This is a genomic window from Lactobacillus sp. HBUAS51381 (genome assembly GCF_012641095.1).
Lineage (GTDB): Bacteria > Bacillota > Bacilli > Lactobacillales > Lactobacillaceae > Levilactobacillus.
The window spans coordinates 21,548-46,212 of the sequence record NZ_JAAVSC010000009.1; the positions used below are offsets into that span (position 1 = coordinate 21,548).

Consider the following 24,665-nt stretch of genomic DNA (forward strand, 5'->3'; position numbering starts at 1 on the left):
AACGAGTTGCTTTCACAATTTCTGCGAAAGCAACTCGTTTTTTCTTTACATATTTCGTTTACTTGACGACTGGATCGCCCAATTTTTTCAAATCCCTTAGGTATTCCACCGTTGACTCGTTCATCAGGTAGGCCACGTCTAAGTGAAGTTCCCCCGTGTAGACCCAGATATCGCTGACCACAAAGGCCGACCCCGTGACCACGGACTTGATGTCGTGATCGGCACTGAAGCTGGCCAACGCCCGATTAAACGCCTGTTCCAGCTCGGGTAAACGCCGCTCCGTATCCAAACCAGCCGGAAAACTGTATTCAAACGACATCACACCGCGCCCCCAGACATCGGCGACCGTCTCCGCCGCCTCAATCTGACACTCGGGTTCGGTCAGCACATCTTCGTTCACTAACCGCTGGAGGGCCGCTTTGACTGCCACATCCGTCTCGTCTTGGGCAGAACGCCGAACAATCCGGGTGGCCCGTTGAACGATGGTGCGGTGAATCATTTCATATATCACGATGGCAATGATAATCCCAATGATGATCTCTACTATTAATGCCATGGCGTCTCCTCCGTTCACTTTGCGTTACGTTAATCATAGCATGTTTTGTCGTCCAGTGGTAATTCTATACAATCGCCTGAAACTATGCTAAAATTGTGCTAATTGTTGTGTAAGCAACCCGCAGTTCGGATGGACCAATGACACGCCGCGAATCTGACGTGTTAAATTATTTTGTTAAAGGAGTTTTGTCAGTGATTTATAAAGTTTATTACCAAAACGATAAAAAGCGGAATCCTAAGCGCGAGGATACCCATTCTCTTTACTTGGAAGCGGACACCGAAGTTGAAGCTCGGGCCCAAGTAGAGGCACACACGGAACACAATATCGAATTCATTGAAGCGATTGAGGGCAACACGCTCGCTTATGAACAACAGAATCCGAATTACAAGTTAACGGAGTTTAATGAATGAACAAGTTAAACGTCAAAAATAACGAGACCGCTATCTTTGGCGTGGGTGGACTTGGTGAAATCGGGAAGAACACCTATGGCATCCAGTTTCAGGACGAAATTATCCTGATCGATGCCGGGATTAAATTTCCGGAAGACGAATTGTTAGGGATCGACTATGTCATCCCCGATTATCAATACCTCGTCGAGAACCAGGCCAAGATCAAAGCGCTAGTGATCACCCACGGCCACGAAGATCATATTGGCGGTATCCCGTATTTGCTAAAGGCCCTAAACGTCCCAGTGTATGCTGGCCCGCTGGCCTTGGCCCTGATTAAGAACAAGCTTGAAGAACACGGATTACTTAAATCGACTGAACTACACGCAATTGACGATGATACTGTGCTTAAATTCCGGAAGATGAGCATCACCTTCTTCCGGACGACCCACTCAATTCCCGATACTTTGGGGGTTGCGGTTCATACACCAGTCGGCACGATTGTGGAAACTGGGGACTATAAGTTCGACTTAACCCCCGTGACCAACCAGCCGCCTGATCTTCAGAAGATGGCCAAACTCGGCGAAGAAGGCGTCCTCTGCCTGATGTCAGACAGTACCAACGCCGAGCGGCCAATTTGGACCAAATCCGAAAAATGGGTGGGTAAATCCATTCGAAAGATTTTCGACCAAGTTGAAGGCCGGGTCATCTTTGCCACGTTTGCTTCCAACATCTCACGTATCGAGACGGCTTGTGAAGTTGCGTTGGCGCACGGCCGAAAGATTGCCGTCTTTGGCCGCTCAATGGAAGCTGCTATCGTCAACGGTCGTGAACTGGGCTATTTGAACATTCCTGACGACGCGTTAGTGGATGCCAATGCCATTCGTTCCCTCCCCGCTGAAAAAGTGATGATTCTTTGTACCGGGTCGCAAGGCGAACCCATGGCCGCCCTTTCACGGATTGCCAACGGGACTCACCGTCAAATTTCGATTCAACCCGGCGACACCGTAGTCTTCTCCAGTAACCCAATTCCTGGGAACACGATTTCCGTGAACCGGGTAATCAACGAACTGGAAGAAGCCGGTGCCAACGTCATCCATGGCAAGGTCAACAATATCCATACCTCTGGTCACGGTGGTCAAGAAGAACAGAAGCTGATGCTCCGGCTGATGCAACCGAAGTTCTTCATGCCGATTCACGGGGAATACCGGATGTTGAAGATTCACACCGAATTGGCCGAACAGTGTGGCGTGCCTCTGGATCACAGCTTCATCCTCCAAAATGGGGATGTGTTGGCTCTGACGCAGGACTCCGCACGGGTAGCGGGTCACTTTACCGCCGGCGATGTTTACATCGACGGTTCTGGTATCGGTGATATCGGTAACGTGGTCTTACGTGACCGTCAACTCCTGTCCGAAGAAGGTTTAGTCGTGGTCGTGGCCACGATCGATCTGAAGAACCAAGAGATCAAGGCTGGTCCCGATTTACTCTCTCGTGGATTCGTCTACATGCGTGAATCCGGCGAGCTCTTAAATGAGGGTCGGCGGCGCGTCTTCCAGACGATCCGGCGGGCCATGCGTAATCCTAAGGCCACTGAAGCCTCGATTCGTAACGCCGTCATTGATGACCTCCAGAACTTCCTCTTTGCAAAGACGGAACGTCACCCAATGATCTTACCCATGTTTATTATGACGAAGTAACCTTGATTGAAGGGATGCTGTTAGGGCATCCCTTTTGTCTTGCTCTTTTTTCAGTAAATCTTACAACTCGGGAAAGTTCCGCTAGAATCACTAGGCAGTTTCCTTGATTTCGTTTATAATGGTGAGGATTAATAATTGAGAGGAGAAGTATGGTGAGTGTCCAGTTCTATATCATCTTAAACGAGCACGCGGGAAGTGGTCGTGCCAAGGACTTGTGGCCCGAGATTAAGCAACAACTCGACGACGCCCAAGTCTCCTACCAGCTCGCCATTTCAGAATACGCCAACCATGCGATTCTTTTAAGCGAGCAATTTGCCAAACAATTACCAGACGCCGCCCATCAAAACTGGGTCGTCCTCGCTGTCGGTGGCGACGGTACCCTTCACGAAGCCATCAACGGCCTCACCAAACAACCACGCACCTACCCCATCCCGGTTGCCTACCTGCCGATCGGTTCTGGCAACGACTTCGCCCGTGGCGCGGGGATGGCGCTCAAGTGGCAGGAAGCCCTCAAGCAAGTGATTCAGTGTACCCACGCAACGACCTACGATATTGGGAGTTATAACGAAACCATTAAGCAGGAACGCGGGGTCTTCACCAACAATCTGGGGATTGGCTTTGACGCCGCTATTATTTCGCAGGCTAATCAATCCAAGGCCAAGGTGTGGCTCAACAAGCACCACATGGGTAAGCTCTCTTACCTCGCATCAGCGCTAGATGTTTATTACAATCAGACGGGGTTCACACTGACCGTCCACGTGGGTAATCAGCGTGACATCTACCCCAACGCCTTTCTGGTCACGACGACCAATCACCCCTACTTCGGTGGTGGCGTAGGTATCGTCCCCAACGCCACCATTACCGATCATCAGCTCCATTTGGTGGTGATTGAGAAGCCCAACTTCTTCAAGCTCATGTGGCTGGCCCTACGGCTCGTATTTAAGCGTCATTTGACGTCTAAGGCCGTTCACTACTATCAGGCATCAAGTGTCCACCTGACCGTTCCAGCCATCGAATACGGCCAATTAGACGGCGAAGAGATGGGTGGACGCTTCTTCGACGTCTACGTCGGGGTCAAGCAGTACCCGTTTTGGTTTGATGTGACGATTTAGTTTTCTGAAACTGACAGACAAAAAGATCGCGTTACGACAAGTTTTCTTGTGGTAACGCGATCTTTTTTTAAATTAGCAATGTAAACTGAACGTTCAAACGTACCGATCTACGGCCAACTATCCCGGCTTAAGTTGGTCGCCGGACACGGGGCGCGTCCCCACATTTGGTGACTGCGTCAATCAAAAAAGCCCCACCGTCACACAGACGATAGGACTTGTCGATGATCAACCATCGACGGTTTATGCTAATCTTCAGAAGCATCCATTGCTTCCAGAATCATGTCTAGCTGAGCGCACTTATTACTGAGGTAGTTCATTTCCTCACCATACCGCGGTTCAATCTGTACGGTTTCACTAGTACTTTGAACAGTTGCGGATTCCTTTTCTTTCAACGTGGCTAGCTGTGAATTAGCCTGCCGATACTCTTCCAGAATCTCTACCCGATTACTCATCACTACACAACTCCTTTAACAAAAATAGTTTTTAATTCCCGTTTTCTCAAACGACTAAAAGGAATCATACCACTTGCGAAAGGATTTGTTAACGATTATCTTAAACTTTTTCAACGAATTTCATAAAATTCTGGTCTGCAACCGATTACTTAACCGTCCCGGCAAAGGAAGGCATGAAATACTTGCTGATTTGGTGAACTTGCACGTTTTGCCCAGGCGTCGGCGCATCAACAAATTGATTGTTACCTAAGTAGATTGCATCATGGTAAGTCGCCCCTTTGGACCCCCAAAAGAGAATATCGCCCGGTTTAGCCGAACCAACGGAATGGGTCGAAACGTAGGCTTCTTGCGATACCGTGTTGTGTGGTAAACTGACGCCCATTGCGTTCTTGTAGACGTAAGCGACCAGACCGGAACAATCCATGCCACTCAGCGAGGCACCGCCCCAAACATAAGGGATATTGGCGGAGGCTAACTTCAGTGCCAACCCCGTCACGGAACCACTGGTTAACCCGGCGGTATTCGTGGTCTTCTTCACGCTGCTACTGGACGTGGCCACGGAAGAGCTGGCAGAACTGGTACTGCTAGATGCAGCTGCCTGCTTCTTAACGGCCGATTGCGTCGTGGTCTTGATCCGCTTGGTCGTCGTTGTAGCCGTCGCATTTTGACGACTTGATTGTTTCTGTGCTTGACTAGTGCTGCTACTCGTCACGGCACTAGCAGAAGACGTGGTCGTCGCAGCCGACTGCGTACTGGATTGACGAACTGGTTGCGCTACGCGACTAGACGTCGTTGCTGCGGCACGAGACTGGCGCTTGGGCTGGGTGACTTGGCTGGTACTCGTCACGGCACTGGCACTCGTACTGCTACTTGAAGGCGTTGCTACGGATGAGCTGCTAGCCACTGACGTCTCACGTGAAGCGACTGATGATTGACTCGTCGACTTCGCGAAGCTGGCCCGGGACGTTGACGTCGTCGCGTTCGTATGATTATCCTTCGTCACGCTACTGCTCGTTGCTGCTGAGCTTGTGGTGGTCGTTGCTTGTTGTGTCGTCTTGCTGGAAGTTGTCGCCGACGTCCCAGCCACCGCACTCTGCTTTTGTTGCTGCTTACTTGCGGCGGCCTGTTGTTGTGCCACAATCTGGGCCTGAACGGCGTTGGCCTTCTGCGTCGATTGCCGAGTCGCACTACTGGTCGTTCCCGTTGACGCCTGTGCGCCAGTCGTTGTCTTGGCCGTGCTTCCCCGCGGAATCGTCAACTGTTGTCCGACGCTCAAGACGTCCCCACTCATGTGATTGGCCTGTTGCAATTGCGCAACGGACAAATGATACTGTTGAGCTAAGTCCCACAGGGTATCGCCGGACTTAACGGTGTATGTTTGCGCCGTCTTAGCGGACCGGACCTGTAACTTTTGACCAACAAAGATTAAATCAGTTTTACTGTCAATTGAATTTTGTGCTTCCAGGTCATCGATTGAGACCCCAAGTTTTTGTGAAAGTTCCCAAACGGTATCGCCCTGCTTGACTTGAATACTGTCGGCATTAGCCGTAATGGTCGCACCAGCCGCCAGAGCACCCATGGCGCCAACGACCCCGACCAACGCTTTTGTTTTTCGTTGTCCTGTACTCATTTTCAACAACACGTCCTTTTATGACTTTTTTCAAACGTAAGCGAACGAGAAATCTAGCTAACTCAGCCAGTCGTTCATAGTAAATACGAATCACAAACTAATATTACCACACGTTTTCCCTGTTTCTTGTGAAATATTAAGAAAATCATAACAGATTTTTAAGGTTAAACATCCGTTCGCATTTCAAAGATTCAATAAGCTTTATGTGTATGAAAGCACCGCCACACGAGCATTAAGCGGTTACACTAAAGCGAACGAACGTTCAAATTCGGTAAACAATCACTGCTATCGCTCAGCTTGAAGCGGTCAACTAATGCGGCCCATGAAAGCAGTTGCAGTCTACAAGTTGTGCCCGATAACGCTTTCTGTAGGCTACAATTAGCCAGAATCACGGAAAGTTTGTGAAATCAAAATAATGTGCACAAAAAAAACGGGGAAATTCCCCGTTAGTTAGTAATCCCGCCGTTCTGACCCCTTTTAGTTGAAGAGTCCTTGGAAGAACGCCACGACTTTATGCCAGATTTGAACTAAGAAATTCTCTGCTTTTTTGGCATCCGCACTGTTGGCAAAGTCTTTCACATTTGCCATTTTGTTACCGATACTGTTGGCCAAATTACTGGCCACGTTGGTGACATTGGTCACATAAGTTTTGCTGGTCGATACCGGTGCTTGCTGCACTTTGCTCAGTGCCACCGCAATATTCGTGATCTGCGTTTGGCTGGTCTTGCCATCAATCCCCTGCTTAGCCAAAGCCTTCTGCAGCATGGCTTCGATGTCGGCCTTAGTCGCTAAGTCATCCCCGTTCTGTCGTTGCTTCGCGAGATCGGACGAGACTGACCCGACGGCGGACATCAATTTGCCCGGATACTTCTTATCATTATTGTTATTATCGATCGCCGGTTGGGTGGCATCCAAGACGCCATTCGCCGCTTGCGTATTCTCCGCGTTCAACGTCAATCCGTCGGCGGCCAACGCCTTATACACACCCGTCAACGCCGATTCGCCAGAGACTGACTTGTCGGCCGTCACGGTGATGATCACATCCTTCACCCCGGCCATTGTTGCGACCATGGCGTACTGCTGCGAAGTGACTTCCGTAATATTATTACTACCATTATAGTCCGCGATGTTCACCTTAACACCGGTTCCTGGATCGGCGGGTGCTAGGGCCACCGAACTAATCATGCTGGCATCGGTGGTTCCGGCTGAATTCAAATACTTGGCGTAGTCGCTCCCCGTGGCCGTCAAGGCACTGTAATTGGACTTAACGCCCAGCGCTGACGCCACACTGTCCTTATCTTCACTAGCTAGGCCTGCCCCATAGACCACGTAAGCCTTGGACAATGCCTTGGTTTGAACCGTGCTCCCACTGGTGGCAGAACTACTTGTCTCGCTCGTGTCGGTCGCTGTCGTATCGGCATAACCGCTAATCCGACCACCGATTCCCACGACCAGAGCGGCCGCAGCTAAGCTCAAAATAAGTCGCTTTAATTTCATTGTCTGCACTCTCTTTTCACTTGAATTTAACTTCTCCCGTGAAATCAGTATAGCACGTGAAAACCTCGGGAAGCCAAGTTCAACGTGACCTTAGAGAATTCTTCAGACTTGGCGCTATTGCCAGAAACGCCGTGCGCCCGCGTATTCTGGAGCAAACGCAGACTTTGCCATACTGGTTTCTTCGACCTTCCCGCCCGGCTTCGGTGCATGGAGAATCTGGCCGGCACCTGCATAGAGGCCGACGTGATGAACGGCGCCCGTGCCGTGTTCCGTGGCAAAGAAAACCAAATCGCCGGCCGTCAACTCTTCCGGGGCAACCGGGTAACCATTGGCAAACTGATCCTGAGCATCCCGAGGAACCGGAATTCCCAGGGCGCGGTGTAATGCATAGACGAAGCCCGAACAGTCAAAACCGGCTGGGGTCAATCCCCCCCACAGGTAAGGCGTCTCAATGAATTGACGACCCAGGGCCAAAATGCGATCGCCATCATCCACACCACTGATCCCAAGTTTAGCCGCAGCTGCTGGAATTTGCCCCACACCCAAAGGCGTCACGACTTGAATCCAGTCACTGTCCTGACTCGTCGTGGTCAGAATCGTCCCCATGGGTAACTCCAGGACGGGCTGCTGATTCACATCCAGTAAGGTCGTTGACGGCTGCACTAACCGCACCGTCGTTGTTGGGTATTCGAGTTCGGCATCGCTTGTGGTGAGCTGCCCCATCGGAATCCAACCGGGATAGCCCCGACGTTCAGCTCGATTGGACTGCCGCGTCACAAAGACGTGGGCCCAGTCGCCCTCTTGCCGGTCCAAAATCACCCGGTCATTGAACAGCGCTTCCGTGACGATACTATTGTTATCGGCTAAGCGTTGCCGATCCGTTGGCTGAAGTGCTGCCACCCAAGCCGCTAAATCGCCGTTCTTCAAGTACGTTTGATCAGTCTTTGTGGCTGCCGTCGGTGCGGACCACACCAATGCCGTGGGAACCTTAATCCGTCGAATCTCCATTAAAACCGCCTCCAGTTTCTTTACCCCAATCTTACCAATAATTTGACCAACTTACTAGATTGTTCTGAATTTCTTCATGGTTCACAACTTAATGCTTAGGGAACGAGAACGCCAGCTACGTTCCGAATTTTTGGTCGACACCGTCTCCTATCTATAAAAAGCCACGCTAGTTGCGGAAGCCTAGCGTGGCTGGAAGACGACATATTATAGTAGAAATGAAACCCTTTTACTGTAAATCAAGGTAGGCTTGGACAACGTGATCCACGGTAAAGCCAGCCGACTTAACGACGGTCGCCCCGTTACCACTCGCCCCAAACCGTTCCTGGGTCAACGCCACGCCATCTAGGCCAACGTAACGGTACCAACTCGCCCCGCTAGCCATTTCAACGGCAACGCGCCGTCGTAAGTGCTTGGGCAAGACCTGTTCTTGATAGGCAGCGGTTTGGGTGCTGAATTTTTCAAAACTTGGTAGGGACACCACGCGAACATCATGGCCCAATTCGGCCAAGCGTTGCTGGGCATCCACCGCCAACTTCACTTCAGACCCGGAGGCCATCAGAATCCCTTCCGCCTCATGTTGTGCCTCGGTCACGACGTATCCCCCACGCTTAACGCCACGACGTACCTTAGCCGCCGCCTTTGGCAGGGTCGGTAGGCCTTGACGCGTCAACACGATGGCCGTGGGATGATCCGTAGCCGCAATGGCTTGTTCCCACGCGGCCACGGTTTCGTTCCCATCGGCTGGCCGGTAAACGGTCAGTCCTGGAATCGACCGCAAGGCGGCTAACTGTTCAACGGGTTCGTGCGTAGGACCATCCTCACCAACCGCCAATGAATCGTGGGTGAAGACGTAAATCACTGGGAGCTTTTGCAGTGCGGCCAACCGGATTGCCGGCTTCATGTAATCGGAGAAGACGAAGAAGGTCGACCCATAGACCCGGGTGCCCCCGTGCAGCGCAATCCCGTTCATAGCCGCCGCCTCGGCGAACTCGCGAACCCCGAACCAGAGATTCTTACCGGTCGGATTGTCCCGGCTAAACCGATCTTCGCCCTGAACATTGGTCTTGTTGGAGCTAAACAGGTCCGCCGAACCGCCCCAAAGATTCGGGCAAGCCGCGCTCAACTGCTGGAGAATCTCGTGGCCACTAGCCCGTGAAGCCAAGGCGTCTTTCTTGTAGTAGGTCGGCAGGCTAGCCGTGTAATCGGCGGGAAGGGTTTGACTAATCCCCTGAGCGAATTGTGCCGCCAGCACGGGTTCTGCGGCGGAGTAACGTGCCACCAGATTCGACCATTCTTGATGGCTAGCCCAACCACGAGACTTCACGGTACTCTGGAACCGGTCACTGACCGCCGTTGGGACCGTAAAGGGATCGTTGTGCCAATTGTAAAATTCCCGGGTGGCTGCGAGGTCGACATCGTTTAACGGCGCGCCGTGCACCTTGTTGGTTCCCTGATGGGGGCTCCCCGCACCGATCACCGTCTTAACCTCGATCAAGGTTGGCCCCGCCTGGTTGTTCTTAGCGGTATTAATCGCATCATCGATGGCCGTTAAATCATTGCCATCCGCAACCCGGAGATAGTTCCAACCGTAGCTTTCAAACCGACCGGCAACGTCATCATGACAAGCATTGGCCAGCGGCCCGTCGAGCGACACATCATTTGAATCATATAACACAATCAGTTTATTTAATTTTAATTGGCCGGCAAGACTGGCAGACTCTGCTGCCACCCCTTCCATCAGATCGCCATCGCCACAAATCGCGTAAGTATAGTGATCAACGACATTAAAGGCGTTGCGATTATAAGTAGCGCCTAGATGCATTTCTGCCATGGCCATCCCCACGGCCATACCAATACCTTGGCCCAAAGGCCCCGTTGTCGCGTCTACCCCTGGTGTAACCCCGTACTCCGGATGACCGGGCGTCTTACTCCCCATTTGTCTGAAATTCATCAGGTCATTCTTGCTCAACGCGAAACCGCTCAAATGAAGGAGGCTGTACAGCATCGCCGACCCATGTCCCGCGGAAAGGACGAAACGATCACGGTTAAACCATTGCGGAAAAGAGGGATCAATCCGCAAGTGCCGTGAAAAGAGGACGTAGGCCATTGGCGATACCCCTAGTGGCAATCCCGGATGACCCGACCGTGCCCGGGAAATCATATCCATACTGAGCATCCGCACTGCCGTCACGGCCTGCGTATCAACCTCATCAAAATCTGCTTTTTTTACGACCTGTTCATTCAACATTGTAAAATAACCTCACTTTGAGCGACCGGACCATTCACGATCGCAAGTTTTGATTGGCACATGCATACGTTGATTTAATCGATATCGTCAACGGCATCTCCTTGACTTTTCTAAGTATACCAATTCAACTGAAATAATGCAACCATTCTTTAGAAAGTTATTCTATCAACGTTTATGTTGGACAGATACCTGTATTGGTAAATATACCGATTCATTGATGTTGCAACCGGTTGTCTCAAAAGTGCAAAAAAAAGCAATCTTTTCCGAAAAATTCGGCAAAGATTGCTAACTTAATGATCACTTTCAGAAAATTACTTTTGGCTTGCGGCGATGATGTCCGCATACGTTGGGATCGATGGCATCGCCCCTAAACCTTGCACCGTCAAAGAACTTGCCCGTTGTGCAAAGGTTAAGGCAGATTCAATATTGCTCAAATCAGGCTTTAACTGGGAACTGAGGGCCCCGATGAACGTGTCCCCGGCAGCGGTCGTATCAACGGCCTTTACCTTAAATGCCGGAACGAACCCGGATTCCTTTTCCGTGGCGTAGTATGCCCCTTTACTCCCAACGGTAATAATCAGGTTCTTGACGCCCATTTCCCGGAATTTAGCGGCGTTAGCGTCCATGGAAGCCCGATCCGTCACTTCAATCCCCGTTAAGTCGGCACTTTCGGTTTCGTTAGGCACGACCAAATCGGTCACCTTTAACAGCGCAGGATCGATCTTAGCTGCGGGAGCAGGATTCAAAATCGTCGTGACGTTGTGCTTCTTAGCCACTGTAAAGGCAGTCAATGCTGCGGCCTGTGGCGTTTCAAATTGCGTAATTAAAAAGTCGGTCTTGGCAATGGCGTCTTCATCCGCAATGACCTCATCTTCCTTGATCTGCTGGTTTGAGCCACCGTAGACCAGGATACTGTTTTGGCCTTCTTCATCCAACAGAATGAAGGCAGAACCGGTTCCGACCGTCTTATCGGTCACAATAGCGCTCGTGTCAATCTTATCTACTTGCAGCGATTCCACCATGAAACGGCCAGCATCATCATTGCCGACCTTACCGATGAACTGGGTCTCCGCACCGGCACGCGCTGCGGCAACCGCTTGGTTTGCACCCTTCCCACCAGCGGCACTACTCTTGTTTTCAGTTGACAGCGTTTCGCCTGGTAACGGCATCCGGGGAACCCGTAAGGTTGTATCCACGTTGAGACTTCCAAGAACAGTTACTTTGTTTGCCATAATAAACTTCCACTCCTTAACCATTTATCCGTTCGTAAAACGTTTTACGTATTACCGACACGCCCGGTAACCCGTTTCAGATTACTCCTAGCGTATCATGTTTCGAAAAGGCTTACAAGTAAAACTTGAACTTTTTTTCAGCTAATTTTAAAATCTTGTTGGCTTATTTACGTATTACCGCGGCCGTACTCTCTCGTTGGCGTAACTCAACGGGCAATTCGACCGTCTGCGGGGCCAGTTGTCGCTTTTGAATTCGATTAATCAACAATGTGGTGGCCTGCTCTCCCATGGTGACCACCGGCTGATGGACCGTACTGAGCTTCGGCACCACGTAATCATCGAGATCAATGTCATCATAGCCCAGTACCGAGATATCTTCCGGCACACGAATTCCCCGTTCGTGGAGTCCACGAATCAGGCCCAACGCCATCTCATCGTTGACGGCAAAGACGGCCGTTGGTGCCTGTTGAATCACGGCATCCGTGGCTTGATAGCCGCCCAATTTAGTCATTGGGGAAATGATGAAGGCTTCCTCGGGAAGGGTCACCCCAACCTGAGACAAATGGTGTTTAAAGCCTTCCAACCGCACCACCAGATTATCCGTGGGATCGGCCGGCATAATCACCGCAATCTTCCGGTGCCCCAGTGACAGTAAGTGCTCGGCCGCCAGCTTGCCTCCGCGTTGATCATTGATTCGCACACTATCCAGGCTGGGCCCGCCATTTTGATCGATCAGTAGATACGGAATTCCATTCTTCTTCAGGATATTATCAATATCTTTAACCGTAATCGAAGAACTGGCAATGATCAAACCGTCCACTGCCCGTTTAATTAACTCCTGTAAGTAGTAGCCTTCCAGGTCTTCATCGTAATTCGCCCCAAAAATCAGCGGGATAAAGTGCCGGTCACGGCTGGTCGCCTGCACCCCTTTGATAAACATGCTGAAGAACGGGTTGCCTAAGTTCGGCACAATCACCCCAATTGTCTGGGCCGACCGCATAATCAGGTTGCGGGCATTGAAGTCCGGCACGTAGCCCATCTCTTCTTGGAGCTGATGCACGCGGGTCCGCGTATCAATGCTAAACCGCTCGCCCTTTCCATTTAAAATCTGCGAAACCGTGGTGACGGAAACGCCGGCGGCTTCTGCCAGGTCTCGAATCGTTACTTTCCGTGTCATAGCACCCTCCACACCAATCTATCAAATCTCGACGAAATTGCCGTCCCCCCCGTATTCAACTGGGAGACCACAACCACTTGCATTAATTATACCCTATCCGCACCGTCAGTTGCTGAACAATTTTAGTTATTTTTTCAGTTGGTATTCGTTATTATTAAATTTATCAAACGGCAAACCGCGTCAAACGGGCCCCTGAGCGCCCAAGATTCGGAAACGCCGGCCAAATACACGAAAAAGACCAGTCAAGAGTGGGCCAAATGGTGGTTAGCTGGTGAGCATTAAGGCTGATCCTCGAATAATCCCGGGTTTGGATTGTTTGATGATCCGTTTTAAGCGAAACCGGCTGCCATTTGGCCCACGTTTCAGCAAATTATATGCGAAGACATCAAGCGTCTGGCGGCCGCAATACACGAAAAAGACCAGTAACACCGCAGTCCGGTGTCTTCACTGGTCTTTCCCCACGCTAAGCTTTTAAAATTTTATCAATCGCTTGTAATTCTTCAGCGTCAAATTCCAAATTCTGAACGGCCTTGACGTTTTCATATAAATGTTCTGGTTTGGAAGCACCCGTAATCACACTGGTAATCACTGGGTTGTGGAGCAACCAGGCTAAGGCCATGTGCGACAACTTTTGGCCGCGACTGTGAGCAATCTTGTTCAAGCCCTGCAGCTTCTGCAGCATCTTGTCACGTCCCGCGTCCAGGATGAATTCACTCGACCAATGAATGTCGACGTCTTCCGGAATGCCATCCAGGTATTTGTCCGTCAACAGACCCTCACACAATGGTCCGTAGGCAATCGCCCCGGCGTTGTTCTTCTTTAACATGTCGAACAAGCCATCATCATTGGCCGTCTGGTTCAACATGTTGTAGGATACCTGATCCACCACAAACGGCGTATGCAGGTCCTTGAAGATCTTAATCATCGCTTCGGCTTGGGGTGCCGTGTAGTTCGAAATGCCCACGTAGAGGGTCTTTCCTTGCCGCACCATGTCATCCAACGCCACGGCCGTTTCCTCCGGTGACGTTTCAGCATCGTAACGGTGGCTGTAAAAGATATCCACGTAGTCGAGACCCATGCACTTGAGTGAACGGTCGAGTGATGCCATGAGGGCCTTACGTGAGCTCATTTGGCCGTAAGGGCCGGGCCACATGTGGAAACCCGCCTTACTACTAATGACCAATTCGTCACGGTAGGGCTTTAATTCACGGTCTAACACTTCACCAAAAAGCCGCTCTGCTTCGTAGGACCCTGGCCCATAGTTGGCGGCCAAGTCAAAGCTAAAGATCCCGGCATCAAACGCCTTTAAGATAATGTCGCGGGTATCGCCGTAATTGGCGTGTTCCCCATATTTATGCCACATCCCAAAGGAAATTGCTGGTAATTGAAACCCAGTATTTCCGGCACGCCGCACTGGAATTTTTTCATAACGATGTTCATCTGCTAAATACATTTGCCACATTCCTTCCCTTTATGCCTAACGACCAGTATAAAGGAATTGGTGTGGACCAGTCAAGTTTTGCCTTACACGTGTTGCACGTCATCGCTCAGTTTAACAGCCTGTGAGACGTGGCCGCCGGTGGCATTGAGTAACTTTTTGGCTTCCGCGATGGTTCCCTTGGTCTCAATCAGGACAATAGCCAATGGCACGTTGTTGCCAGCGCGATCGAGTGCCCGTTCCGCCGCTAATGTGGACGTTTGGGTCGCTTCCGCAATGATCTTTTTGGCCCGCTCGAAGGTCTTCCCGTTAGTCGGAACCACGTTAATCATCAAGTTCTGGTAAACTTTTCCGGACTTTACCATGATGCCCGTTGACAGCATGTTCAACACCATCTTCTCGGCGGTTCCGGCCTTCAGGAGCGTGGCACCCGTAATGACCTCGGGGCCCACGACCGGCGTGATTGGATAATCGGCTAACTGAGCCAGCGGACTATCCTCGATGCAAGAAAACCCAATACCCGTCGCCCCTTGTGCCTGCGCAAACTTCAATGCGGCTACGGTATACGGCGTCTGACCAGAAGCGGCACTGGCAACAACCACGTCGTTTTCGGTTAACTGAACGGCAGCCAAGTCGTCGCGCGCCAGATCCGGTGAATCTTCAACGGAAGGTAACGTATGGGTCAACGCCTCGTTACCGCCGGCAATTAGGCCAAACGTCTGCTGCTCCGTCAACCCATAGGTCGGTTGTAACTCGGTCGCATCAATCACTCCCAGGCGACCAGACGTGCCGGCCCCGACATAGATTAGCCGCCCCCCCTGATCAAACTTGGGATAGGCAGCATCGATTGCCGCCGCAATCTGAGGCAACTGCTTTTGTACCGCTCGGGCTACCCGATGGTCTTCACGGTTAATCGTCCCAACCATTTCCAACGTCGATTCGCGGTCAATATGCGTTGACCGATGATTTCTCTGTTCTGTCAGTAAGTCTTCAAATTGCATGGTGTTGGCCTCCAACTTTCATTAGACTTGTCAAGTTATGTATTCGCTTTCATCGTGACTACTTTAGGTATAACATGTTTCATGCCGAATTTCAATTGTGAATATTAATCGGCTAATATTCACGGAAATTTTCCTAGTCTTCCGACTGACCCCATGAAGTCACGCTTTTTTCGCGAAAACCACGCCCAGCCGCTCCCCCGATTGCCCCGGTTTTCATCATTTCTGAAACGACAGCAAAGGGCCTCCCAAAGCCAGACCCGGTGTCTGCCTCTAGGAAGCCCTCTTCAAACTTTTTTACTTTTCAACACGCATCCATTGGTACCCACGACTCATACCGGCCGGATTCCAAACATAACCCGTGACCTTCGAATTCCACATTTCAACCGTGGCGGGTTGATACAGTGGGATAACGCCTTGTTGGGTCATCAACCGCTTCTCGGCATTAACCAAATCGGTGTACCGAGCCGATGGCTTATTGGCGTCCTGATTCTCGGAACGTTTCAAATAGTCATCGTACTTCGCGTCGGAGAAGCCCCCGTTATTGTTGGTGTTCCCGGTACTCATCAACGATAAGAAGTTGATTGGATCGGCAAAGTCCGCGCCCCAGTTGGACAGGACCAGATCAAAGTTACCGCTATTGGAACGACTCAACCGCGTCTTGTATGGCAACGTATTCAGTGTCACCTTCACGTTGGGTAACTTTTGCAAATCGGCTTGAATGTCCTGAGCGACCGTCTTGGTCACACTGGTATCGTCAGCCATCAACGTCAAGTTCAGTTCTTTCGTGCCACTGGCCTTTAAGCCGGCCTTCATCAATTGCTTGGCCTGCTTCAAATCGTAGGTCACGCCACTCTTAACGTACGCATCCTTGGCGAAGTCCGCCTTGGTCTTGGGGTTCTGCGTTAAGTTTTGTGAGACAAAGCCTAACGGTGCCTTTGAACCATCCCGTAGCACATTTTTGGCTAACTGTTGCTTGTTAATTGCCATGGACAGTGCCTGACGAACCTTCAAGTTCCGTAAGGCCTTCACCCGTTTTTGGTTCATTTGCATGTAGTAAGTCGATCCGCCAACAAAGGTCTTCATCCCCTTGTTGTTCTTCAGATTGGCCACCTGCGTGCCGTCTAAAGTCGTTGCGTCCAACTTCTTTTGTTGATAAAGGTTCAATCCCGTTGACGGATCGACAACCACTTGGAAGTTGATCTTTTTCAACGTAATCTTCTTTTTATCCCAGAACTTGGTGTTCTTAACCAATTGCCAATTCTGATCGGTCCCCTGCCACTTGGTCATGACAAACGGACCATCGTAGGCCGTCTTCTCGCTGGAATGACCGTAGCTCTTACCATACTTGTCCACGACACTCTGTTCCTGTGGGAAGAAGGTTGGGAACGCCAGCAACAGCTTAAAGTAGGCGACGGGCTTACTCAACGTGACTTCTAACTTGTACTTGCCCACGGCCTTAACGCCCAATTGGCTAGGCGCCAGCTTACCGTTCTGGACTTGACTGTAGTTCTTAATCCCCGCCATCAGATAGGCATATTCTGCCGCCGTCTTGGGGTTAACGGTCCGTTGCCAGGAATAAACGTAATCCTTGGCCGTAACCGTCTTTCCGTCATTCCAGCGGTTGTCGTGCCGGAGATTAAAGACGTAGGTTTTCCCATCATTGCTGACCGTGGTCTTGGTTGCCATGGCGTTGATCAGCTTCTCATTTTTACCTAAACGATACAATCCCTCTTGCGTATGATACAACTGCGTTAGACTGGTTGAATCCGCCGCCTTGGACACATCCAAGGTGGTTACCTCGGACTTCGTCGACAGCTTAACCTCTTGATCCGCCGCCAACTTGCCCGACTGACTCGATGTCGACGATTTACCGCAAGCGGCTAAACCACCCACAACCAACGCCGCAACGCCCAGCAAGATGCCAAAATGTTTTCCTCTCAAGTGACTCGCTCCTTTACCTAAAAACTGACTAGTCAATACCGAACGACAACGCGAACCAAAAGCCCGGACGACGTTAACCGTCCGGCTTTCGATCGCTGTTCGTTCCCCTCTTTTGCTGATTCAGCATGACACAAAATAAGAACCATCACCAGCGTGACGGCTCTCGTCGTTTACTGCTTATGTTGCTTCAACGCCTTGTGGAAGAGGGAATCCACCGGCTCTTGATGATAGATTAAGTCCATCGCCTTGCCGAATAGTTCACCGACCGACAATACCACAAATTTATCACTCTTTTTCTCGTCTGGCAACTGAATCGAATCGGTGAAAACTACCTTTTCCAGTGGCGACTCATCGATCCGTTCCGTGGCTTGCCCGGATAAGACGGCATGCGTTGCGCAGGCGTAAACGTCCGCGGCGCCAGCGGCCTTTAATGCCCTGGCAGAAACCGTGATCCGGAGGGCCGTGTCAATGATGTCATCGACCAGAATGGCGCGCTTGCCCTTCACATCCCCAATGACGGCATCGGGATGCGCGGTATTCTCAGCATCATCCCGGTTGTCAATAATCGCAATCGGGGCGCCCAATAGTTCGGCCAACCGCCGCGCCCGGCTAACACCGGCATGATCAGGCGCCACCACGACAAAATTATCGTCCGCCATCTCGGGATTGTCTTCAAAGTAACTGGCCAGCAACCGATCGCTTTGCAAATGGTCAACCGGAATATCGAAGAAGCCTTGCAGTTGAGCCGCATGCAGGTCTAATGCAATCACCCGATTGACACCGTCCATCTGTAAGAGCGACGCCACGAGTTTGGCCGTAATCGGTTCCCGTGAACGTGCCTTACGATCGGCCCGTGAATATCCATAGTAGGGAATCACCACGTTAATCTTCTCAGCACTCGCCCGCCGCGCGGCATCGACCATGATTAACAATTCCATCAGATTGGTATTGACCGGATCAGAGACCGATTGGATGATGAACAATTGGTCACCCCGAATGCTTTCATCGATACTAATCTGAATCTCGCCATCGCTAAAGTGCTTGATTGTCGCCTTACCTAAGGCAACACCAGCGGCCTGTGCAATCTTTTCCGCAAGTGGCTGGTTCGAATTCAGTGCAAAAACTTTCATTCTGCCAGCTTCGACATGTTCTGCCATAACAGCCTCCCAGTGGGTTTCCCCAAATTCGTTTTTCGTTTAAGGTGCGCACTTTGGTCACGGTCCCGGCTTCACGACAAGGTTCCCCGTCAGACCGTCACCAAAGCTCCCGCCACGTTGTCTAGTTTACTGTTTACATTATCGCAATCTTTGCTTGGAAACGCAATGATTCACGCCGGACTTTTAGTGACTTGCCATGAATTTTTCTGGCGTAATGCCCTGCATGCCAATCATCGGGTCAATCTGGCGACTGAGCACCAGCTCCGGTGTTAAGCGATAGTTAGCCGGTTCGGTGGGCGCTTCAGGGTCTGCTGATGGCGTTTGCGTCGTCTCTCCCGACGCCGCCACCGTTTTCTCATCTTTCACCGGCTGCGCTTCGGAAGTTGCTGTGGGATCCACCTTCACGGGGGCATCCGGGGCCAAGACCCCCTGAATGCGCATGGTCAGGGTCGTTCGTCGATTAACGGACAAGTTCGTCACGCAGGTGGTAAACGCATTCGGTTCGCCTAGTAGAATCAGCATATCCGCGGCCCGCGTGACCGCCGTGTACAACAGGTTACGTTGTAGCATCCGGTTGTACTGTCCCACCATCGGCAGAATGACCATCTTAAATTCCGACCCCTGCGATTTATGAATCGACATGCAATAGGCCAAAGTTAACCGATTCCAGTCATTTCGCGAATAGGTCACTTCGGTCTGCTCGAAGGCAATCGTTAGTTGATCCGCCTTAAGCTTCTTGTCCTTGGCACTCAGATCAATTCCAGTAATGGTGCCAATATCGCCGTTAAAGACGTTATTTTCCGGGCTGTTCACCAGGTGGAGAACCTTATCACCAATCCGAAATTTCTGATTGCGAAATTCAACTTCCTTGGTCCGCTCAGATTTCCGTGGATTCAGGATATCCTGTAGGACCACGTTGAGCCGATCAATCCCCGCCGTTCCCCGATACATTGGGGCGAGCACCTGAATATCACTTGCCGTGAACCCCTTGGCGTGGGCCTTGGCGACGATCTGATCAATCACATTTGCCACCTGATTGGCGTGACAGGGAATGAACGACCGGTCGGGTTGATTCTGCGTAAAGTCCGCCGGTAGCTGTCCATTCTTGATGGCGTGGGCCAGCGGAATGATCGATGACCCATCCCCCTGCCGGTAAATGGTATCCAGTTGAATCTTCTGGAGCTGATCGCTGGCTAAGAGATCGTGGAAAACCTGTCCCGGTCCCACCGAGGGCAACTGATCCTTATCGCCCACGAGAATCACCTGCATCCCTACCGGCACGGCCCGTAACAGCGTCTTCATCAGGTAAACATCGACCATTGACGTTTCATCAATGATCAATAGGCCACCCTCCAGATCCTTGGTCGCCGCGGCGTCTAGGTCCTCTTCACGCCCCGTTAACCCCAGCAACCGGTGAATTGTACTGGCCGGCAACCCGGTAGATTCGCTCATCCGTTTAGCCGCACGGCCAGTCGGCGCGGCCAGTAGCACGGGAAAGGGCTTCTCCTTGTATTCATTGATGTCCAATGAGACCTCGTGGAGTCGCGCATAGAGATTGACCAAGCCGCGAATAATCGTCGTTTTCCCGGTCCCTGGCCCCCCGGTCAGCAACATGATCTTGGCCTTAACCGCGGCGGTCAGTGCGGTCGTCTGGGACTCATCGTAAACGATGTCCGCCTGCTTCTCCACGATCCGGATCTGCTTGGAAATGGCCTCATCGCTGAATTTCTGCTCATCGTCGCCCCCCTGTAGCAGGCGCTGTAAATGCTCGGCAATCTGCCATTCCGCATCGTACAACGACTTTAGGTAAATTCGCTGATCGTCACCGACCACCTTTTGCTGTTTGGCGAGTTCCAACAACTGATCGGCAATATCTTGCGGATTCAACCGCACATTGCGTGCATTTTCCAGGAGACTCAAGGTATTCGCCAACAGCGGCTTGGCCGTCGTGTAGGTGTCCCCATTTGCCACCGACAAATCGGTCAACGTCTGAAGGAGTCCGGCGCGCAAACGTTCGGGACGATCCGCGGCATAGCCCAGCTGGGTGGCAATCTGGTCGGCCCGTTTGAAGCTGACCCCCGTGATGTCTTCGGCCAGTTGATAAGGATTATCATGAATAACGTCGAGGGTCTTCGCCTCGTAACGGTTATAAATCGCCGCGGCCAACGTACTCCCAAAACCGTAGCCATTTAGCCCAATAATGATCTGTTCCATCCCATTGTTGGTCTGTAATTGGCTCACCAGCGTGGCCACCACCTTGGCGGATAGCCCGAGTGGGGTCAAAACGTCACTGTCATCCAGAATCTTTTCAATCGCATTGGTGCCCAGTTGATCGACAATCTTGGTCGCCGTTTTCTTCCCCAGGCCCGGGAAGTCGTCGCCACTCAAATAGGCAATGACGCCGCTACGGGAGGTTGGCGTTTCGTTTTGATAGTTATCCGCCTGAAATTGCACCCCGTACTTGGGATGTTCGACCTTTTTGCCGGTAAAGCGATAGGTCACGTCGTCCTTCACATCGGCAAAGTTCCCGGTCACTACGATCTCGTCTTCGTGCCAGTCTAGACTGGTTTCGGATACCTTGACTAACATGACCTTGTAAAAACTATCCTGGCTGGCAAAGAAGACCGCGCTGACGGTGCCGACCACGTAATCGGCCTGATCATGACGGTCCGCCGCAAATAAGTCCAGTGATTCGGTTGCCATCTGCTTGTCTCCTCCCTACTGCTCCGGCGTATCCGGTTGGCCCTTTTGGGTCTGAATAAACCGTTCGATATCGGCTAGCTTCTTCTGACCCTTCTCAAAATAAGCGGGATCTAACGTCTGCGCCGCCTTGAAATACGGTCCATAGTTCTCACCCTGAACCATCGCAACCAATCCACGGTCAAAGTTAGCCCGTCCATTGTTCGCGTCCAACTGCAGTACTTGGTCGTAGTACTGGGCGGCCTGGGCCATGTTTCCGAGCGCTAAAAGGTTCTCCGCCACGACCTGTAAGGTTGCGACATCCTTGGGTTGACTGCCCAAGGCCGTTAATCCAAAGACCAACGCACGTTTATGGTCACCGCTAGCCATATAGCTCTGCGCCATCATCAGGTAACCGGCGCCCTTCAGTTGTGCACCGAGTTGGTCAAACTGGGCAATGGCTTTCGTGTAGTCCTGCGCCGCGTAATAGACGTTACCCAGGCCGTAATGTAATTTCTCCACCGTTGCCGGTTGCGCGGCAAATAATCCCAGTGCCTTCATCAGTAATTCCTCAGCCTGCGCAAAGGAGTTGAGATCCACCAAGACCGTTGCTAATTCGTAATAGGCATCCGCGTCGCCGGGGTGCCCGTCAATTCGCTGTACCAATTCATGAACCATTTGTTCAGAGCGTTGTTTGTCTTGCTCGCGACCTTGCCCTGTCTGTTGTGCCGTCATTTCTCTAATCACCTTATCTTCTAAATCGTATCGGTCGGCGTTGCTGTCGCCGTTAAGAAGCTCGTATCGTTCCAATCCCGGAGTTCGAAATTCCGGCCGCCATCCGTCGTTTCCAATACCGTGACACTGGTATTGCGCAGGCCACCGCGTTTCCGCAGATCCGGGAGTGGTGTCCCCAACAAGGCGTTAATCTCGGCGTTCAGCGCGGCCCCGTGGCTCACCACCAACACATTGGCTTGCGGTTGCGGATTTGCCGCGACAATAGCTTGAATCCCCGGCGTCATTCGATCAATGACCTCTTGGAAGGTTTCCCCGCCAACCCGGCTCGTCTCATACTGATCGGGATGATTACGAAAGGCATCTAATTCGGCTGGGAATTGCTGCTTCACATCGTCAAAGGCCATCCCTTCCAACTTACCCAGATGAAATTCCTCCAGCCGACTCATCAGGGTCAAGGGCACGTGTTGGTGCAGTTCCTTCACCACGTGTTGGGCCGTAATCCGGGCTCTGCGAATGGGGCTCGAATAAGCGTGCTGAAAACGCGTATGACGCAGGAAACGACCCACTTGAACCATTTGCTGGTAGCTTTCGGTTAACAGCTCAGAATCGCCACCAGCTCCTTGAAACCGGCCCTCTAAATTCCACTGTGTCTTCCCATGGCGTACAAAGTATAATTTCAAAGCGCGGTGCCTGCCTTTCTTTTTTCAGGATTAATCGTTCATGAACAACTGCTCCCACGGCCGCACAAACCAGCGGCGACCGGGAGAAACAGCCATATCACCTTATTATGCCAGTTTTTCCTTATTTTTCAAAGAAACAACTGCGAAAAATCCCAAAAACCCGCTAACGAGGACGACCTCATTAACGGGTAAGTATTGCAATCTAAAGGTTGAAAATTCACGAACACGCTCCAGTCCCCAGCTGACAAGGCTTATCGCCATAAAATTAATCATCAACGACCACCTGCGTCAGTCAGAGATTCCGGCGCTGTCACGGCTACCTACATCTCTGGCTGCCTCCGGTTACAATAGTTGAAATCGACTAAATGTGCGGGGACATCGCTGGAGTGGCAACGTTCTGCCAGTTTAATTGGCTACATCTCATGTAGCCGTGAGTGAGTCAAATTTGGTCTCAGCCGTGGGAGTTTCCAAGTGATTTTGCTTGGAAACTGGCGACTTTGAGACGTGAATTTCCGGCTCAAAGCGAGGGAAAAGACAGCACTTTGGCTTTTCCCGATCCTTTCCACAGCGATCCAGACCAAATTTGACGAACGGTAAGGCGGCCAGTACGCGACGATCATATTATCATGGTTGTTATCCTTGTCACACCAGGAATCCTAGCTGCGTTCTATCTTTCAACTTTTAGGTTGCGTTTATTTAAGTCGTCAAAGATTAGGCGTTGAAACCTGGTGGCGTGATTAAATCCGCCACCCAAGCCTAAATCAACTGTAATTCGCGGTCCTTGTTGTAAGCGGCGTCGATGATGGCACTGCCCAAGCACTCGTCACCATTGTAGAAGACAACGGCCTGACCCGGTGTAATCGCACGGGCGGGATCGTCGAACTCTACCGTGACCTGCTGGCCATCTTCGCTCAGATGAACCGTCACGCCGGTGTCCTTTTGCCGGTAACGGAACTTCGCCGTGCAGTGGAAGTCACTGCCGCGATCAATCGTGTTCACCCAGTGAATGTCGGAAGCCGACAGATGGGTCGCGTAGAGGTGCGGGTTGTGATACCCCTTCCCCACGTACAGGATGTTCTTCGTCAGGTCCTTACCGATCACAAACCATGGCTCGTTGTCCTCGCCGTCGCCACCGATACCCAGACCACGACGCTGACCGATCGTGTAGTACATCAGGCCGGCGTGATCACCCTTGATCTCGCCGTCAACGGTCATCATCTTGCCGGGCTTGGCAGGCAAGTACGTGTTCAAGAAGTCCTTGAAGTGGCCCTTCTCACCGATAAAGCAGATACCCATGGAATCCTTCTTATCAGCGGTTGCCAAACCAGCGTTCTTCGCAATCTCACGGACCTGGGGCTTAACCAGATCACCGATTGGGAACATCACGCGATCCAACTGCTCCTTGGAGAGCTGACTCAGGAAGTACGTCTGATCCTTATTCTGATCAACGGCCCGCATCAAGTGGGCATCACCGTTCTCATCACGCGTCAACTGCGCGTAGTGGCCGGTTGCAATGTAGTCCGCACCCAACTCTAAGGCATAGTCCAAGAACGCCTTAAACTTGATTTCCTTGTTGCAAATCACGTCGGGGTTGGGCGTCCGGCCCTTCTTGTACTCGTCCAAGAAGTACGTGAACACGCGGTCCCAATACTCCTTTTCAAAGTTAACCGAGTAGTAAGGAATCCCAATCTCTGAGGCAACCTTGGCTACATCCTTGTAATCTTCCGTGGCGGTACAAACACCATTCTCGTCCGTATCGTCCCAATTCTTCATGAAGACGCCGATCACATCATAACCCTGCTGCTTAAGCCGCAAAGCCACGACGGAAGAATCGACACCGCCACTCATACCAACGACAACTCGCGTTTGGCTGTTGTCCTGCATGGTATCACCATCATTTCATTCAGATTCTGGAGAATCTACGATTTGAAGGTCGCATAAATCCAGTATTGCCTAGTTTACCTATTTTACCGGTGATTTGCAAGCCTGGCGTTTCCTTTCAGAAAACAGGAGGCAAGCCGCCCACCGCGAGTAGC

At 51.4% G+C, this 24,665-nt stretch carries 20 protein-coding genes; 3 read left to right on the forward strand and 17 right to left on the reverse strand.

Translation table 11 applies throughout. The features are described from left to right. Positions 1-58: 58 nt before the first annotated feature. The gene (locus HEQ50_RS04725; RefSeq protein WP_168899376.1) at positions 59-556 is read right to left on the reverse strand and encodes a hypothetical protein; all 498 of its coding nucleotides are present in this window, start codon (positions 554-556) and stop codon (positions 59-61) included. A 191-nt stretch (positions 557-747) separates the two neighbouring features. On the opposite strand from HEQ50_RS04725, the gene HEQ50_RS04730 reads away from it, so the two are divergent. The 3 genes from HEQ50_RS04730 to HEQ50_RS04740 all read left to right on the forward strand — a co-directional run bounded on the left by HEQ50_RS04730 (position 748) and on the right by HEQ50_RS04740 (position 3,754). Further along, positions 748-966: a DNA-directed RNA polymerase subunit epsilon gene (locus tag HEQ50_RS04730; RefSeq protein WP_168899377.1), complete on the forward strand. Its 219-nt coding sequence runs from the start codon at positions 748-750 to the stop codon at positions 964-966. Further along, complete coding sequence (rnjA, locus tag HEQ50_RS04735) at positions 963-2,642, forward strand: ribonuclease J1 (RefSeq protein ID WP_168899378.1); 1,680 nt, start codon at positions 963-965, stop codon at positions 2,640-2,642. The genes HEQ50_RS04730 and rnjA overlap by 4 nt, the downstream gene beginning before the upstream one ends. 149 nt (positions 2,643-2,791) lie before the next feature. Further along, positions 2,792-3,754, forward strand: a complete 963-nt coding sequence (locus HEQ50_RS04740; protein ID WP_211089203.1) for a diacylglycerol kinase family protein — start codon at positions 2,792-2,794, stop codon at positions 3,752-3,754. 245 nt (positions 3,755-3,999) lie between these two features. On the opposite strand, the gene HEQ50_RS04745 is transcribed toward HEQ50_RS04740, so the two are convergent. From HEQ50_RS04745 to mnmA, 16 genes are all read right to left on the reverse strand, one after another. Further along, on the reverse strand, positions 4,000-4,206 hold the full coding sequence (locus tag HEQ50_RS04745) for a hypothetical protein (RefSeq protein ID WP_125700055.1): 207 nt from the start codon (positions 4,204-4,206) through the stop codon (positions 4,000-4,002). 145 nt (positions 4,207-4,351) lie between these two features. Then, positions 4,352-5,836, reverse strand: a complete 1,485-nt coding sequence (locus HEQ50_RS04750) for a LysM peptidoglycan-binding domain-containing protein (RefSeq protein WP_232842677.1) — start codon at positions 5,834-5,836, stop codon at positions 4,352-4,354. A 477-nt stretch (positions 5,837-6,313) separates the two neighbouring features. Next, positions 6,314-7,333: a DUF1002 domain-containing protein gene (locus HEQ50_RS04755; protein WP_168899379.1), complete on the reverse strand. Its 1,020-nt coding sequence runs from the start codon at positions 7,331-7,333 to the stop codon at positions 6,314-6,316. Positions 7,334-7,447: 114 nt separating this feature from the next. Then, on the reverse strand, positions 7,448-8,341 hold the full coding sequence (locus HEQ50_RS04760) for a C40 family peptidase (RefSeq protein ID WP_168899380.1): 894 nt from the start codon (positions 8,339-8,341) through the stop codon (positions 7,448-7,450). Positions 8,342-8,567: 226 nt separating this feature from the next. Beyond that, positions 8,568-10,589 (reverse strand): transketolase, encoded by a 2,022-nt coding sequence (tkt, locus tag HEQ50_RS04765; protein ID WP_168899381.1) that lies wholly within the window; start codon positions 10,587-10,589, stop codon positions 8,568-8,570. Between the two features lie 311 nt (positions 10,590-10,900). Further along, on the reverse strand, positions 10,901-11,821 hold the full coding sequence (gene rbsK / locus HEQ50_RS04770) for a ribokinase (RefSeq protein ID WP_168899382.1): 921 nt from the start codon (positions 11,819-11,821) through the stop codon (positions 10,901-10,903). Positions 11,822-11,984: 163 nt separating this feature from the next. Beyond that, positions 11,985-12,998, reverse strand: a complete 1,014-nt coding sequence (gene rbsR, locus HEQ50_RS04775; protein WP_168899383.1) for a ribose utilization transcriptional repressor RbsR — start codon at positions 12,996-12,998, stop codon at positions 11,985-11,987. A gap of 463 nt (positions 12,999-13,461) precedes the next feature. Next, entirely contained in the window at positions 13,462-14,451 is a 990-nt protein-coding gene (locus HEQ50_RS04780) for an aldo/keto reductase (RefSeq protein ID WP_168899384.1), read from the reverse strand. A gap of 71 nt (positions 14,452-14,522) precedes the next feature. Continuing rightward, entirely contained in the window at positions 14,523-15,437 is a 915-nt protein-coding gene (gene murQ, locus HEQ50_RS04785; RefSeq protein WP_168899385.1) for an N-acetylmuramic acid 6-phosphate etherase, read from the reverse strand. Positions 15,438-15,731: 294 nt separating this feature from the next. Continuing rightward, positions 15,732-17,378, reverse strand: a complete 1,647-nt coding sequence (locus HEQ50_RS04790; protein ID WP_168899386.1) for a peptide ABC transporter substrate-binding protein — start codon at positions 17,376-17,378, stop codon at positions 15,732-15,734. Positions 17,379-17,548: 170 nt separating this feature from the next. Beyond that, on the reverse strand, positions 17,549-18,535 hold the full coding sequence (locus tag HEQ50_RS04795) for a ribose-phosphate diphosphokinase (RefSeq protein ID WP_168899387.1): 987 nt from the start codon (positions 18,533-18,535) through the stop codon (positions 17,549-17,551). Positions 18,536-18,718: 183 nt separating this feature from the next. Continuing rightward, the gene (locus tag HEQ50_RS04800) at positions 18,719-21,238 is read right to left on the reverse strand and encodes an ATP-dependent RecD-like DNA helicase (RefSeq protein WP_168899388.1); all 2,520 of its coding nucleotides are present in this window, start codon (positions 21,236-21,238) and stop codon (positions 18,719-18,721) included. A gap of 15 nt (positions 21,239-21,253) precedes the next feature. Then, complete coding sequence (locus tag HEQ50_RS04805; RefSeq protein WP_168899389.1) at positions 21,254-21,949, reverse strand: tetratricopeptide repeat protein; 696 nt, start codon at positions 21,947-21,949, stop codon at positions 21,254-21,256. A 20-nt stretch (positions 21,950-21,969) separates the two neighbouring features. Then, the gene (locus tag HEQ50_RS04810) at positions 21,970-22,629 is read right to left on the reverse strand and encodes a histidine phosphatase family protein (RefSeq protein ID WP_168899390.1); all 660 of its coding nucleotides are present in this window, start codon (positions 22,627-22,629) and stop codon (positions 21,970-21,972) included. Between the two features lie 105 nt (positions 22,630-22,734). Next, positions 22,735-22,902 (reverse strand): hypothetical protein, encoded by a 168-nt coding sequence (locus HEQ50_RS04815; protein WP_168899391.1) that lies wholly within the window; start codon positions 22,900-22,902, stop codon positions 22,735-22,737. 483 nt (positions 22,903-23,385) lie between these two features. After that, complete coding sequence (gene mnmA, locus HEQ50_RS04820) at positions 23,386-24,513, reverse strand: tRNA 2-thiouridine(34) synthase MnmA (protein ID WP_168899392.1); 1,128 nt, start codon at positions 24,511-24,513, stop codon at positions 23,386-23,388. Positions 24,514-24,665 lie beyond the last annotated feature (152 nt).